The organism is Psychrosphaera aestuarii, assembly GCF_017948405.1.
Classification (GTDB): domain Bacteria; phylum Pseudomonadota; class Gammaproteobacteria; order Enterobacterales; family Alteromonadaceae; genus Psychrosphaera; species Psychrosphaera aestuarii.
Window position 1 is genome coordinate 1231263 of sequence record NZ_CP072844.1, and the last position, 15817, is coordinate 1247079.

At 39.9% G+C, this 15817-nt stretch carries 13 protein-coding genes and 1 pseudogene; 4 read left to right on the forward strand and 10 right to left on the reverse strand.

Annotated elements, in window-relative coordinates; all coding sequences use genetic code 11:
• The first annotated feature begins 46 nt into the window (after positions 1-46).
• The 3 genes from J9318_RS05565 to J9318_RS05575 all read left to right on the forward strand — a co-directional run bounded on the left by J9318_RS05565 (position 47) and on the right by J9318_RS05575 (position 2549).
• On the forward strand, positions 47-1471 hold the full coding sequence (locus J9318_RS05565) for a serine hydrolase (RefSeq protein WP_210562070.1): 1425 nt from the start codon (positions 47-49) through the stop codon (positions 1469-1471).
• Positions 1472-1954: 483 nt separating this feature from the next.
• On the forward strand, positions 1955-2362 hold the full coding sequence (locus J9318_RS05570; RefSeq protein ID WP_210562071.1) for a hypothetical protein: 408 nt from the start codon (positions 1955-1957) through the stop codon (positions 2360-2362).
• Positions 2352-2549 (forward strand): helix-turn-helix transcriptional regulator, encoded by a 198-nt coding sequence (locus tag J9318_RS05575; protein WP_210562072.1) that lies wholly within the window; start codon positions 2352-2354, stop codon positions 2547-2549. Before J9318_RS05570 ends, J9318_RS05575 begins: the two co-directional genes overlap by 11 nt.
• Before the next feature lie 57 nt (positions 2550-2606).
• Here the strand turns inward: J9318_RS05575 and J9318_RS05580 are convergent.
• Together J9318_RS05580 and J9318_RS05585 are read right to left on the reverse strand one after the other, a co-directional pair.
• A pseudogene (locus J9318_RS05580) lies at positions 2607-2705 on the reverse strand (endonuclease III); the annotation flags it as partial.
• Between the two features lie 27 nt (positions 2706-2732).
• Positions 2733-4772, reverse strand: a complete 2040-nt coding sequence (locus tag J9318_RS05585; RefSeq protein WP_210562073.1) for a winged helix-turn-helix domain-containing protein — start codon at positions 4770-4772, stop codon at positions 2733-2735.
• 147 nt (positions 4773-4919) lie between these two features.
• On the opposite strand from J9318_RS05585, the gene J9318_RS05590 reads away from it, so the two are divergent.
• On the forward strand, positions 4920-7235 hold the full coding sequence (locus J9318_RS05590; protein WP_210562074.1) for a CocE/NonD family hydrolase: 2316 nt from the start codon (positions 4920-4922) through the stop codon (positions 7233-7235).
• A 174-nt stretch (positions 7236-7409) separates the two neighbouring features.
• On the opposite strand, the gene nth is transcribed toward J9318_RS05590, so the two are convergent.
• The 8 genes from nth to J9318_RS05630 all read right to left on the reverse strand — a co-directional run bounded on the left by nth (position 7410) and on the right by J9318_RS05630 (position 15814).
• A complete protein-coding gene (nth, locus tag J9318_RS05595; protein WP_210562075.1) occupies positions 7410-8069 on the reverse strand; it encodes an endonuclease III in 660 nt (219 codons plus the stop codon).
• Positions 8070-8090: 21 nt separating this feature from the next.
• Positions 8091-8792, reverse strand: coding sequence for an electron transport complex subunit E (locus J9318_RS05600; RefSeq protein WP_210562076.1), 702 nt, complete (start codon positions 8790-8792; stop codon positions 8091-8093).
• Between the two features lies 1 nt (position 8793).
• On the reverse strand, positions 8794-9456 hold the full coding sequence (gene rsxG / locus J9318_RS05605; protein WP_210562077.1) for an electron transport complex subunit RsxG: 663 nt from the start codon (positions 9454-9456) through the stop codon (positions 8794-8796).
• A gap of 5 nt (positions 9457-9461) precedes the next feature.
• A complete protein-coding gene (gene rsxD / locus J9318_RS05610; protein WP_210562078.1) occupies positions 9462-10523 on the reverse strand; it encodes an electron transport complex subunit RsxD in 1062 nt (353 codons plus the stop codon).
• Positions 10523-12568 (reverse strand): electron transport complex subunit RsxC, encoded by a 2046-nt coding sequence (gene rsxC / locus J9318_RS05615; protein WP_244731934.1) that lies wholly within the window; start codon positions 12566-12568, stop codon positions 10523-10525. The genes rsxD and rsxC overlap by 1 nt, the downstream gene beginning before the upstream one ends.
• 35 nt (positions 12569-12603) lie before the next feature.
• A complete protein-coding gene (gene rsxB / locus J9318_RS05620) occupies positions 12604-13161 on the reverse strand; it encodes an electron transport complex subunit RsxB (RefSeq protein WP_210562079.1) in 558 nt (185 codons plus the stop codon).
• Entirely contained in the window at positions 13161-13742 is a 582-nt protein-coding gene (rsxA, locus tag J9318_RS05625; protein ID WP_210562080.1) for an electron transport complex subunit RsxA, read from the reverse strand. The genes rsxB and rsxA overlap by 1 nt, the downstream gene beginning before the upstream one ends.
• 140 nt (positions 13743-13882) lie before the next feature.
• Positions 13883-15814, reverse strand: a complete 1932-nt coding sequence (locus J9318_RS05630) for an EAL domain-containing protein (protein ID WP_210562081.1) — start codon at positions 15812-15814, stop codon at positions 13883-13885.
• Positions 15815-15817 lie beyond the last annotated feature (3 nt).

Here is a 15817-nt window from a genome sequence, read left to right on the forward strand (position 1 = left end):
GTCGCTTGCGGCAAATGCGGACAAAGTTTACTAAGGAATTTCGACTATGATCAACCAGAAAACAAATAACAAAAAAACAAACAGCAAACATCAACGTAATAAGAAAGCCTCTTCTTCTGCGATTGTGGTCGTCTTGATCACATTAATGATTGCGATAGCCTCTGGTAACTCACAGGCAACTGCAGAAAATGCCGAGCTAGAAAGGGTGCTTAAACACAAAGTAGAAACTGAAAAACTGAGTGCTGGGATCGCCGTTGCCATTATCGAAAATGGTCAAGTGAGCTTTATTAACGTTGGTGTTGCAAACAAGGAAACGGCTCAAGAAATCGACCAGAACACCTTGTTTGAAATTGGCTCAGTTAGCAAAGTAATGACATCTACCGCACTTGCGACCTTTGTTGACGAAGGAAAGTTGAAACTGTCCGAACCCGTTCAAAACTACTTGCCTAAGCCAGTCAAATTGCCAATGAAAAATAACAAAGCCATCACTTTTGAGTCTTTGGCAAATCACCGTTCGGGTTTACCTAGACTTCCAAGCAATATGCCGTTTGGCGACCCATTAAACCCTTACGCCGATTACACGACAGAAATGATGTACGAGTTTCTTAATCAATACACCTTGCCCCGTGAGGTAGGTGAGTCACCAGAATACTCAAACCTGGCCGTTGGTTTATTAGGACACACGCTTGCTGAAATTGATGATATGAATTACGAACAAATGTTGATGAAACGCGTTCTAAAACCCCTAAAGATGAACGATACCTTTGTTGACGTGCCGAAGTCTGCGCTGACAAGAAGAAGCAAAGGCCACAATGGAAATCTTGAGTCAACCGACTATTGGCAACTACCAGCAATGGCTGGCGCAGGTGCTGTTGTTTCAGATTCTTCTGATATGGCACTTTATTTAAAAGCCAATATGCAAAAAAACAAGTTAGCGTCGGCAATCAAATTGACCCACCAGCCTACGGCCGAATTTGGTAACTCTAGTACTAAAGTGGGGCTAGGGTGGATCATCCAAGGTACAGCAGACGGTGATGTTTATATGCACAATGGTCAAACTGGCGGATTTGCTTCGTTTATTGGCTTTAATCCTACGTTGCAGAGGGGCATCGTCATTTTATCGAACACCTCTATATTGATGGATGAGATAGGGTACAGTTATTTGACGAATTCTTTGGCATCTTTAAAACTAACGACGCCTGTGAAAGTGGCTGAAGAAGAGTTAGCGAAATTGATTGGGAGCTATGAACTCGTACCTGGTTTTATATTGTCGATAACTCACGATAAGGATAAGTTATTTGTCCAAGGTACAGGACAACCAAGGTTGCCTCTAACCGCTAACTCAATCAACGAGTTTGTTAATAACGCAGTAAAAGCGAGAATAGAATTTGAGCTTGATGTAGATGGCATAGCAACGTCACTTACTCTGTATCAAGGTGGTCAAACACTGCCTGGCAAGAAGCTGAAATAGAGACATTTATTTGCTTCTCAGAACTCTTCATTTTGCGCCTTTTTATAAGGCGTTTCTTTCTTATTCCGTTTTATCATTGAACCCACACAAATCTTCAATCATACAAGCACCACACTTAGGCTTACGCAGCGTGCAAACATAGCGGCCATGAATAATTAAGCAGTGGTGCACATCGAGTTTAAATTCTTTGGGCACGACTTTTTTGTATAGGGACAAACTTATACTGAGAGGCCATGGCAGGCAAATGAGCAGTGCAGTAGCTTTTGTTCTACAGCAACCACATCTTTACTCTTAAAAACTCTAAATCAACACAAAAGTAACTAAGACAGGTTGCGATCTCCTGTAACAAGACAACCTGACAAAATGTAAGGCTGTCTTGACACTGCTAATAAGTAGATGTAAGGTAAACATGACATAATGTAGTCTGGTCATGAAATTTGAAAATCAAGTTGATTTTAATTTAAAGTTAAACGGGGAATTAATATGAGTAATGTATTAGAGAAAAATGAAAAGAAATTCATAGTGAAATTTCTTTTGTATATAGCAATGTTTTTAGGTGTTCTTGGGGTATCTGTGGTGATAAATGAAATCAATGATTTTTCTACATATAGCAAAGGATTTCTCGCTATGTCACCCGTGGTTCCTATCATTTTTTTATTACGTTTAGTGGTGAATCAATATCGGTTGTTTGACGAATATATTCAAAGGGTAATGGGAGAGAGTTTGCTTTGGGCTGTGGGAGTAGTTGGTTGTATAGCTATGGCTTACGGTTTACTCGCTGAAATGGTTGATGTACCAAGCGTTAATCCAGCGTTTATGTTGCCTGTCATTGCGGTGTTCTTTGGCATAGCACAATTCATCCAGTTGAAAGGTGATGCCTATGAAGAATAGGTTAAAGGTGCTCCGTGCAGAAAATGGATGGTCTCAAGCAGCTCTAGCTGAACGGTTAGAAGTATCGCGACAAGCGGTTAACGCTATCGAAACAGGTAAGCATGATCCTTCGTTAACCCTTGCCTTTTCAATTGCTGAGACTTTTGGAAAAAGAATAGAGGAAGTTTTTTTTCCTAAAGAGTCGTAATATTGAATTTTATTATTTATCCACACTTTGTCGCTTAGTTTTACACGAAGCGACTATTCACTCTGTTTTATCTTTATACTCACACAAATCTTCAATAATACATGAGCCACATCGGGGCTTGCGGGCTATGCAGGTGTATCTATCATGCAATATTATTTAACAGATTATACTTATCTGTCCTGCTTAATGAAGGGGTACACTGTAGGTTTGATAAATGTCACTGTCATTTACTTTTGATGATCTTTGACTGGTTAACACTATGTTTCCTTTCATCGAGAAATGGCCTATTTGGCTGTCTAAAGTGATAAGCGGCTTTGTAGTTTGATTTTTATAGATCTCAACTTTACCTAATTGCCAATTGTAAAGCGCAATATATTCACCACTTTTCTTAACATTAAATTGTCTACCATAAAAAACGGGTAGGTGCTGTTTAGGCATGTTTAAGTGGTTGGCATTTTCCCCCTGATACCAATGCCCGTCTTGATCAACCCATAACCAGTCATCTGATACTACGTCATACTGAACACTTTGCCATTTGGGGTTGAGGCGCGTCATTGCATTGTCATCTATATTATATTCAACAACTTGCCAACTCGAATCTAGTTTCATGCTAAAGGCAACTACGTTAGGTGATTTAAAAGATATACCTCGAAACTCCTTTTCGGGTAGTTGTAATAATCTTGCCTCACCCGATTTCAAATCTATGAGATGAATGGAGTTCAAAGTAAGTGCTGCTACTTTTAACTGATCAGGTGACCAAGTTAAATCTACATAATGTCGACCATCCTTGAACTGGGTGATTTTCTTCTTTTTGCTTGTATTGCGATCAAATAGCCACAGTTCTTCATTACCCGACGTTAAACTTATATAGGCGATTCGCTCTGTATTAGGAGACAATACGGCAAGTCTTTCATCAAAGGTATCATTTAAAATCGACTTCGATGTGTTGTTTGTCATGTTGTACTCTTCAACATCTAAATCATTCTTAAACGCGGTAAAAACATAGTCATGGCCATTACTATGACGCTCAGGCCTATGCAGATTTTGTGAGCCAGTAAATACAACCCTGCTATCACTGCCATCAAGTGTATATTGAACAATGTCTCGAGCTGGGTGTTCACCCATTAAGACAACATGTTCACCATCATGAGACCAAATACCACAACAAATATAGGCATTGAGTTTAAACAACAGGCTAAGTTGCCGTGTTTCTAAATTTAGCTGATAGAAGCCTTCCCATTGCTGTTTATCGGGTGACGAGATAAGCAGTTTGTTTTCTGTAGGATGCAGGTCAAATTGGGAGTTTCCTCCCAGATAAATATCAGGTTGAGGAAGCCATTGGGTTTTTCCAGAATCAAGCTCAAGTGAATATAAGGAGTATGCCTTTCCTTGTTCTGGCGCTTCAGAGAAAATAAGTAGATTGTCATCATGAGTAAATTTAATTGCACCAACGCTGCCTGCGTTACAGGTATAGATTAGTGATGGCGCTGACATCTCTAAACCATTAAACTCGCGAATAAAATACTGGCAACTATTTTGAGAGCCGACTAAATAGACTAATTTGGTTCCGGCCTTATTCCAACTACCAGGACCAACACCCATGTCTTTTCCGTGATCAATTTCAATTTGCTCACCGGAATATATGTTCTTTACATATAGCCTGAATTTTTCACCATCATGGTTCATATAGGAAAGGCGAACACCGTCAGCTGCAAAGCTCGGGAAATATTCACTTCCCTTATTTGATGTGACGGCTTTGGCAGACACTATTGCGCTAGGCACTGTTTTATTTTGCAATGCAAACCAGACAAGAAAGACAATAACGCAAAATGGAATGAAAAAGAGATAAGGCTGATGTCGTGATTGTTTGGGTGAAGAGACTTTTTTATCGGCTACTGATACTTTTGTTTCTTTAACTTGTTCGGCTTCTGCGACAAATCGATAGCCTCTTTTAGGGACTGTGACAATAAATATAGGATTTCGAGCGTCATCCTGTAGGACTTTCCTCAGTTTAGTAATAAGTTTGCTGACGGTATTGTCACTGACATAACGACCGTGCCACACATCATCCAGTAATTGCTCCTTACTGATAATTTGATTTTGATGGCGACAAAAATATCCTAGCAAATCACTTATCATAGGCTCCATGCGAACCTTGTATTGCTGATTTATTAAGGTTTGTTGTTGCTCACAAAACTCAAAACTTTTTATTTTCCAGCGCATATCAATCCAGTTTTTTTGCTACGCAGGCCTTTAAAATTAAAGCTGTCATAAAAATTCACAACTATTCATCTCTTTGTCAGGACTTTAATCATACATACCAATACAGTGGCGCCACTATCTAAGCAATCTGAAGAGAAGAAAACGAAAATGAAAAAAATAAGTTTAATGTCGAAGGCGATCTATTCGACCGTTATCTTACTAACTTTTCTAGCAAATATCTACGCGGCTAACAGTGCTGAATACCCAATGCCAGCAGTTATAGGAGCGACTGATTTGAGCCAAGGGGAAGGGGTAGAAAAGATACTATTATCTGAAAATCTTAAACGTGATTTAAGGTCATTTGCAGCAAGTCTTAGCAATGATGATATCGCCCAACAAAGTATGTTCAATAAAATTGCGCTGCTGTCATTGCGAGGCGATCTTACCGCCATTAATAGCAACATCACTCAACAAAAGAATACAATTGAGTTCTCTCATTACCAATTATTTCTCCAAACACGATTAGCTCTGGGTGAAAAAGGTGTGTCAAAACAGACCTTTTCTGACAAAGCTTATTCCTTAATGACAAGTCAATTTGAAAATTTTAATGACGAAGAGTTTGTGCAGATGTCATTGGCACTCGGCTGGTCTGTATCTGGCGCTAAAGATTACGTTTTTAATATATACAAGCAACTACATAATAAGCCATCACTCTCGCAAAATGATATGGTGAATATTGCCGTCAATACCCATTTGTATCATGTACTAGAGGCCATCATTCCAGTTGCCAATAAGGTGATGAGCTCTGAACAAAAACGCCGCTTTATCATACAGCCCGATGTGTTGGTAAAACTAAATAATGGTATTGAGCTATCAACCACAATTGTGCGAAGCCGAGATCAAGTAAAACCTAACAGTACGGCCTTGCAATTTACTATTTATGCTGACGAAGCCGCGCACATTAAAACCGCCATGCATGCCGCTGCACACGGATACATTGGCATCGTTGCCAACTCACGGGGTAAACGTTCAAGTAGCAACCATATTGTTCCTTGGGAATTTGAAGGTGAAGATGCTTTCGCGCTTATCAATTGGATCACCAAGCAAGTGTGGAGCAACGGTAGCGTTGTTATGTACGGTGGCAGTTATAATGGCTTTACCCAATGGGCCACCGCTAAGCATATGCCAAAAGGACTAAAAGCTATGGCTCCTTATGTTGCTGCAAACCTAATAACAGGTTTACCTTATGAAAATAATATTGCGTTGACTGGCAATTTTGAATGGCCTTTGTATGTTACAAACAATAAAACAGTCGACAACAGTATTTATAATGATTGGCAACGCACAGATAAGATCGTTAATGAGCTATATACAAGTGGTCGTCCAATTGTAGATATTGATAAAATAGCCAATAAACCTAGCCCCTGGCTACAAAAGTGGTTAGCACACCCAGAAGATGATGTATTTTACCAAAATATGGTTCCTCATCAAAAAGATTACCAGCGCATTAATATTCCAGTACTGAGTATCACAGGGTATTTCGAAGGTGGTCAGATATCAGCGCTCAACTACCTGCATGAGCACTACAAGTACAATTCGAATGCTAATCATTCATTGTTAATTGGTCCCTACAACCACTGGTCTGCACAAAACAAACCTCGCTCTCACCACAGTAACTATGAACTTGATCCGGTCGCACTCGAGAAAGATACCGAAGAAGTAGTTTTCGAATGGTTTGATCATGTTTTATATGGCAAACCGAAGCCCAAATTGGTGCAAGATAAAGTTAACTATCAGGTCATGGGCGCAAATCAGTGGCGTTTTGCAGACTCGCTACAAAATCTGAATCAACAAACATTAAGTTTTTATATTCAGCAGGCTAAACCAAACGAAAAGCAAAATTATTTACTAGGTCGAGAGGCGTCACTACAGCCGGAGAAATATATTGAGCAAACCATTGATATGACCGATAGAAAAGAGCAGCGCAATCTTGCTCCGTGGCCAGTGATTCAAGAGAGTATTAACAAACAAGGTGGCATTCAAATCGAAACGTCAGCGTTTGTGCAGGATATGGAACTAACCGGGGCTATCACAGGATTTTTCGATATTGCAATCAATAAAAAAGACGTAGATATTGGCTTTAACTATTACGAAGTGACAGCAAATGGGCAGGTGTTTCATCTAAATAACTATCGTAGCCGAGCTAGCTATGCAGATGATATGAGTGAAAGACTATTATTAGTCCCCAACACAAAACGTCGTGTTCCAATCGTTAACGCACGTTTTACTTCTAAGCTCATCAAAAAAGGCAGTAAAATCGTACTTGTATTGAATGTGAACAAAAATGAACAGGCCCAAGTAAACTTGGGAACAGGAAGACCCGTCAATTATGAGCATATTTCAGAGGCCGGCGAACCCCTGAATTTGAAATGGTATCTATCATCACAAATTAAATTACCCCTAAAACCATGGGTGAATAATTAATAGACTTGCCTTAATTATCGCACTCATGCCAATGCTTGATATGTTCGAGTGGGCATGAGCGACTTGATTTACGATTCACAAAAGCTACTAATATTTGACGATGTGGGACTTTAAGCAGTGCTCTTGGGATCCGAATAGCGTTATTTATAAAAAGATTGTCGCTGTACATTAATGCTATTCAACTTTATCTTTAAACTCACACAAGTCCTCAATAATACAAGCACCACACTTGGGTTTTCTTGCTGTACAGATATATCGGCCGTGAAGAATAAACCAATGGTGTAAATTAAACATAAATTCTGTTTTGTTAGGCGTGTTCTTTATTATTGCTTGTTCTGTTTGTTCGACCGTTTTGCCTTTGGCATAACCAGTGCGGTTTGCAAGGCGTTGGATGTGAGTATCTACTGCTAAAAAGTATCTACCTTCATTATCTTTTAGCCAACCAAACGCAGTATTTAATACGACATTAGCGGTTTTCCTTCCAACGCCTGGAAGGGCTTCAAGGGCTGCACGGTCCTCTGGTACTTGCGAGTCATGCAAGTCGACTAACATCTGACAGGTCTTGATGGTGTTTTCGGCTTTTGAATTAAACAGCCCAATTGTTTTTATATATTCTTTTAATCCATCAACGCCTAAATCAAGAATAGCTTGAGGTGTATTGGCGACAGGATAGAGTTTACGCGTTGCCTTGTTAACACTAACGTCGGTGGCTTGCGCACTGAGTAAAACCGCTATAAGCAACTCAAACGGCGTAGTAAATTCTAATTCGGTTGTTGGGTTGGGGTTTTCATCTCGAAGACGCGTTAAAATTTGATGACGTTTTTCTTTATTCATTTTCCCAAACCTTGTTGCCTTTTAGTTGCTTACCGTTGTGACTCGAGCACGCTCTACTTTTTTGGTTTCTTTTGATTTTTGATTTGCAGCTTGTTTCGCATCAATAACATTCTTTATCGCAATAATTAAGCCCATCCCAATAAACGCTCCTGGCGGCAAAATAGCTAATAAAAATTGCTGTTCAAATTCGAATATTTGTACTGTCATACCTTTGGCCCATTCACCAAATAGAAGATGAGCGCCATCAAATAACGTACCTTGTCCCAAAATCTCGCGAGCTCCGCCAAGAAACAGAAGAATAGCAGTGAAACCTAGTCCCATCATTAAACCGTCTAATGACGATTCTACAGGCCCATTTTTTGAAGCAAAGGCTTCTGCTCGACCAATAATGGCGCAGTTGGTTACAATTAATGGGATGAAAATACCTAACGACACATAAAGGCCAAAGGTGTAGGCATTCATTAATAATTGAATGATGGTAACAAATGACGCAATGATCATGATGAAGACTGGAATTCGTATTTCCTTGGTAACCCACTGCTTAACAAGGGAAATAGTTAAGTTTGAAACGACTAAGACGAGTAACGTTGCTATGCCAAGGCCAAGCGCATTGATGAACGTATTCGTGACGGCTAATAAAGGGCATAAGCCTAGAAGCTGAACCAGTGCTGGGTTGTTTGTCCAGAGACCATTACGAACGATTTCTTTCCATTCACTTGTCATATTAGTTTTTCACCTCAATGGATACGCACTCATTTGGCAACGAAAAAATATCATCAAATTGTTGTGATGTATTGAATATGCTTTGACGTAACTGATTGACGATTGCCCTAGGGGTAATTGTCGCACCAGTAAATTGATCAAACTGACCGCCATCTTTTTTCACGAACCATTTTGAATCAGATTCACTTTTTACGGTTTTACCGTTGAAGTCGAGCACCCAATTTGATTTTTCTAGTTCAATTTTATCGCCAAGCCCAGGAGTCTCTTGGTGAGCTATGGAGCGGACGCCTTGTACTTCGCCGGTGGCATTTATAGCGACCATCACTTCAATACGGCCGTTGTAACCTTGTTTTGTTTGGGTTTGAAATATAAGAGCGTACGGCTCGTCATTTAATGTAGCTCGGTAGACCTTGGACGGCTTATTTATCCCAGTAATACTCGCGTCGTTGATTGATGTACAGTTTTCTAAAGGGTTATTATCAAATTTGTCTTGGTTCAAAACTTGGGTTAGCTTTCGTAGAATATCTTGTTGCTTTTGCTCTTCTATAACTGGCGCGGTAATGATGTGGGTAACCGCAACAAATAATGTACAAACAGCTGCAAAAGCAGTGAGAAGCAATGCGTTTTTTTTACTTTTTATAAGAGCAATATTATTTTCTGTCATGTTATTTACCTCTTATGGCCGTAAACCGTCGGTTGCGTGTAATGGTCAATCAACGGAACACACATATTTGCAAGTAAAACAGCAAAGGCCACGCCATCCGGATATCCACCCCATTGACGAATAATAAATATAAGCGCGCCTATTATGGCACCAAAAACAAGCCGGCCTTTAGCAGTGGTAGAAGCCGAAACAGGATCCGTTGCAATAAAAAATGCTCCCAGCATTGTTGCGCCAGTAAACAACTGTTGTACAGGCGGGTAGGTGCTGTCTGCGCCAACGGCAGATGAAATAAAAGATAGCAAAAACAGCGTAATGAGAATGGAAAGTGGAATATGCCAACGAATAATGCCTTGTTTAAGCAGTAATAACCCACCTAGTAAATATGCGGCGTTTACCCACTGTGATCCGACTCCTCCATATTCACCATAAATTGGTAATGCTAACACCTCAGATACGGTTTGTTGCTGTGCCAATGATGTTTTAAATTGATCAAGTGGAGTAGCCATTGTGGTGCCATCTGCCAACATGCTAAGTTGCTGAAGGTTATAACCTTCAAAACTAAAACCGGTAAAGATGACCCAAGCAGTATCAGCAAGAGACAATGAGTGCAGTAACAGTGGCTGAATAGGTTGCCAACTCGTCATAGCAACAGGAAAAGAGATAAGCAGTACAACATAGCCCGCCATCGCAGGGTTGAAAAGGTTAAAGCCTAATCCGCCATATAGTTGTTTTACAATGATAATAGCGAAGGCGACACCAATCACACTTATCCACCAAGGTGCTAAAGGCGGAATACTAAGTGCTAGTAACACGCCTGTTAATACCGCTGAACCATCGGATAGTGTACGACGAATTCTTTTTTCTCGTAGGCTTAAAACAATAGCTTCACTAAGTACGGCTACCACAATACACAGTACAAGTTGAACAAGTGAGCCCCAACCATAAAAATATAATTGAGCGATAAACCCAGGAATCGTGGCATAACTCACCATTCGCATGACCTGGTTTGTTGTCATTCCCATGGCACCGTGTGGTGAGCTTTTAAACATGCTAGAAAATATAGTCATTAGGTATCACTTTTCGATTTTTTTGCTTTAGCTTTGGCTATAGCAGCTGCAACTTTTTGCTTTCGTATTTGTTCAGGTGTTAGTGCCTCTGGTTGGGCTTCTTGCAGAATATCACTTGATTCTGTCGCTTTAGTTTTAGTCTCTGAACTTTCAGCTTCTGAACTAACAGTGTCAGTAGCTGCTACTGTCTTGGGATCAGAGGCGACACTTTCTTGTTTTTTCTGTTTAGCTCTCGCAATCGCGGCCGCAACTTTTGCTTTACGCTTTTGCTCTTCAGTCAGCTGCTCATTGTCACGGTGATTAGCTTTCTCTTGTTTAGCTGTTTGTGTTGCCTCTGGAGTCTCTACTAGTGCAGAGTCTTCATCGTCCTGTTTTTCTGCTATTTGTTTTGCTGCTTTTTTGGCTTTCGCGCGAGCGATGGCTTCCGCTACCTTGTCTTTATTGGCATTAGGCACAACTTTAGCTTCTGAATCCGATACGTTTGCGGTGGAGTCATTTTGGCTTTGTTTTTTCGCTTTTGCTCTTGCCAGCGCGGCTGCAATTTTATCTTTCGCACTTGTGTCTTTTTCTAGAGCTTTGGCGCGTTTTTCTGCAGATGCCTTATGTTTTTCGAGTCGCTCTTGCTTCTCACGCTCCAAACGTTCCTGGCGTTGTTCAAATCGAATTCGTGCTTTCTCAGACTTGATTTTTTCTTGTTCTGCTTCTCTAATTTCAGCTTTGCTGGTTCGATAATACTGAACTAACGGGATTTGACTTGGGCAAACATAAGCACAAGCGCCGCACTCAATACAATCAAAGAGATTATATTCTGAGAGTTTGTCATGATCTTTGGCTTTCGCAAACCACTGAAGCTGCTGAGGTAGAAGTTCAGCTGGACAAGCATCAGCGCACAAGCCGCAACGAATACATGCTTGCTCGTCGCCTTGTGGTGGCAACTTTTTAGCTGATGGCGCTAGAATACAGTTTGTCGTTTTTACCACAGGCATACTGGTATCAAGTATGGCAAACCCCATCATAGGGCCACCCATAATGATGCGTTGCTGTTTTTCTGCTTTAAAGTCAGCAAACGTTAATAGATCTTGTACGGGAGTGCCAAGTTTGGCCCAAACATTTTGAGGTTTGTTAAGCGTTTCGCCAGTAATAGTAACAACTCGCTGAGTTAGTGGGAGGCCATCTATTATCGCTTCCTTTACCGCGAATGCAGTTCCAACGTTTTGCATAACGATACCTAAGTCAGCGGGTATCTTGCCACTAGGTACTTGCATGCCAGTTAACAGTTGTATTAATTGTTTTTCGCCACCAGAAGGGTATTTTGTTGGTACAACTCGTATTTCAATATTTTCAAATTCTTTGGCTGCTTTTTTCATAGCATCAACAGCGTCAGGTTTGTTGTCTTCGATAGCGACAATACAAACTTTACTTTGCAAAACATGTTGAAGAATTAAAGCACCTTCGATAATTTCGGCACTATATTGCTTCATTAGCGTATCGTCAGCGGTTATATATGGCTCACATTCCACACCGTTTAGAATAAGCACATCTATATCTTGAGTCGGGTGCATTTTGATATGAGTTGGAAATCCGGCACCACCCATGCCACTGATGCCCATTCTTTTAATCTGCTCAACAAGCTCAAATTTTTCTACTGTTTGCCAGTTATCTATTTTTTGTGGCTCTACCGATTGTTGTAATTCATCGGCTTCTATAATAACCGAAAGCTCTGGTTTTGCTGATGGATGGGCAGATACATGCGGTGCTATTGCGATGACTCTTCCTGCTACCGGAGCGTGGACCGGTACCGTCATCGTTAAATTTGCGGCGGTTAAAGGCTGGTTTGCTAAAACTTGTTCGCCGACGGTAACAATAACGTCGTCAACAGAGCCTATGTGCTGTTTTACCGGTACATAATACTTTTTACTTAACGGCAAGTTTATAATTGGCGTTTGGTTAGACAGTTCTTTTTGTTCAGGCGGATGAATTCCACCGGGAAATGTCCAGATTTTCTGAAGTTTAATTTGTTCTAACAAACTTAATTCTGATTGCAAAATCTAACCTTTGGCGTCTAAAAATGGGTTGAAAATCATTCTACGTTTTTGATTGGAATTAATGGATCATTCCACTTCCAATGAGTCAACGGTGACTGAACAGGCACCATATCAATACAGTCTACGGGACAAGGCTCGACACATAAGTCACAGCCAGTGCACTCGTCGACTATTACGGTATGCATAACTTTTGATGCGCCAACAATTGCATCAACAGGGCAGGCTTGAATACATTTAGTACAGCCGATACATTCATCTTCTCGAATATAAGCGACTTTTTTAACATCTTCTTCACCATGTGCTTCATCAAGCGGTTTTGGATCGACGCCCATTAATTCGGCTATGTTTTTTATCGTAGCTTCGCCACCTGGAGGGCATTTATTTATTTCATCACCATTTGCGATCGCTTCAGCATATGGTTTACAGCCAGGGTAACCGCATTGGCCGCATTGAGTTTGTGGCAGTAAATCGTTAAGTTGGTCGACTAATGGATCTGCTTCAACTTTGAATCGTTCTGAAGCGTAGCCTAGTAGAGCACCAAAAATGATTGCTAAAACAACTAAGGCAACAAGGGAAAATATAAGAATATTCATTAGAACGACACCAAGCCAGCAAAGCCTAAAAACGCTAACGACATTAATCCTGCCGTAATCATTGCAATGGCCGAGCCTTTAAAAGGACTTGGGACATCAGCGGCCGCTAAGCGCTCACGCATTGCAGCGAATAATATTAATACTAATGAAAAGCCAGCCGCCGCACCAAAACCATAAACAATAGATTGAGTGAAGTTATGCTCTGCGTTTACATTAAGTAACGCAACCCCTAGTACTGCGCAATTAGTGGTAATTAAGGGTAAAAAGATGCCAAGTAAACGGTATAGCTTAGGACTTGTTTTATGTACAACCATTTCAGTAAATTGAACAACAACAGCAATTACTAATATAAAAGCAATGGTACGAAGAAACTCTAGTTCTAAAGGCTGCAAAATATAACTATTGATTAAATAGCTAGTCATGGAGGCAAGGGTCAACACAAACGTTGTTGCCATCGCCATTCCTAATGCCGTTTCTATTTTGCTAGACACACCCATAAAAGGGCATAGTCCTAAGAACTTAACGAGCACAAAATTATTGACGAGCACGGTACTGACGAGTAGTAAAAAGTATTCAGTCATTAGATTCAGCTATAAAATAATAATACAGATATTATCCTTTTTTATGTGGCTTTTAACAACATACGAATTGTAAGGATATTTCGATTACATAAAAAAAAGCGCCGTATTTGACGCTTTTAAATCAACAAGCTCTATTTTTATTATAATGGTGCTGGTTTACCTATGTAATAACCTTGGCAACCATCAACAAATAGTTTTTCCAACACGTGTTTTTCTTCTTGTGTTTCGACACATTCAGCCAATACATTTACGCCTATGCGGTGAGATAAATCGACAATCATTCGAATGAAGTATTGATTATTCTTTTCATCAGCGATATCTCGCGTGTAGCTTCCGTCTAACTTAATAAAATCAGGCTTCAACTCTTGGAAAAATTTAAATGAAGTGATCCCGACACCAAATTTTTCTACGGTTACTCGCGAACCTGCTCTGTGAAGCATGTCTATAAAACGACGTGACGAATTTACATTTTGTTGTAAACCAAACTCAGATATTTCAAAAATTAGTTTAGTGGCTAAATTCGCTTCTTTTAATAAGCGCCTTTCTAACCAGATCATAAACTGGTCGTTGTGTGCAGATGCTGGAGAAATGTTAATACCAAAAAATTTATCAGCCATGTTCTTTGTTTTAATAATTTCAAAGACTTTCTCAACAATCATACGATCAATATCAACGACGCGATTCAACTTTTCCGCCATTGCTAAAAATGAGGCGGTTGGTAGCATTTGACCATCATCAAGCTTAAATCTTGAGTACACCTCTGTGTAGGCTTTACTACTTCGATTCGCTGCATTAATTGGTTGAAACAAAAGCGTGACGTTAGCTTTTTGAATAACCTCATCAATAATATTACGCCAGTTTTGATTACCAAACGCAGATGTTGAACTTTGTTGTAAATTAGAGTCTTTTTGAATATGCCACGCGTTAACGTGTTTAGTTTGAGCAAGACTAATGGCAGTATCGGCAGCCGCAAGCAATTCACCCAAAGGCTTATCTTTTCCATAACTAACAATTCCCGTACTACCAATCGCTGATAGCTCAGATGCGCGCATGAACTCATTTAATCTCGAGTGAATGTTTTGTGCCATAGAGTCGGCTTCTTTGATAGTTATGTTAGGAATTATCATGCCAAAATCTGAGCCATTTAACCGGTAAATAGTCGCGCCGTTATAAGTATGAATAACTTTAGAAAGGATCTCAGACAGACCTTTTATGTACTTGTCGCCTTCTTGATAGCCTTTAGATTGATTAATATGTTGCAACTCAGTGGCCCTAAGTAAAGCTAGTACGCCAAACGGAGCCTGTTTGTCAGAGTTTATTATCTCTGATTCAAAGTATTCTACAAAACGAGTACGATTTGGCAGGTTAGTTAAACTATCTTTAAAGGCTTCTATTTTTAATTCAGACGATGATTTTTCAAATTCACTTAAAGTATTGTTTACAAATTTGCCTAAACGTTTAAGTGCTGAAATTGTTGCACCAAACTGCAGCGGGAATTTTTTGAAAGTATCACTATTGTCGATAGGTTTATTTTTAGAAATTTTGGTAATAACCTCAGCGATAAGCTCTGACGTTTGGGTAAACGTCACCTTCACAAACGATTTAAATAAACCAAAGCTAACCAATATTACGATAACAGGAAGAAAAAATAGCCCTAAAAAGACATCGAATAATGGCGCTAATACCGCAGCGTAACTTGAATGAAATTTTATAATTAGATTACCGCTGTTTGTTGCAACAGTGCGAGGCTTTGTGTACAAGTCGACCTCAACTAACAGTGTTGCTAGGGTAGGGCGAACAGCAGAAGTGTCATCAAAACTATATAGTTGGTTACCTTCGCGATCTTTGATTAACAAGGATTCTAAATCGATTGCATCTTTAAGTTGTTTCGAAAGTACTTTTGCATCGCCTGTAATATTATTATCAGCAAGTACCTGCACCAACTTAGTATTCTCAATTTGCTGTTGTTCAATCAACGCGGACGTCATAAATAGTCCAACAATAACAACAATTAGCCCAATAAATATTCCACTAACGAACTGAATAACAAGCAGATTTCTCAGCTTATTCATGTT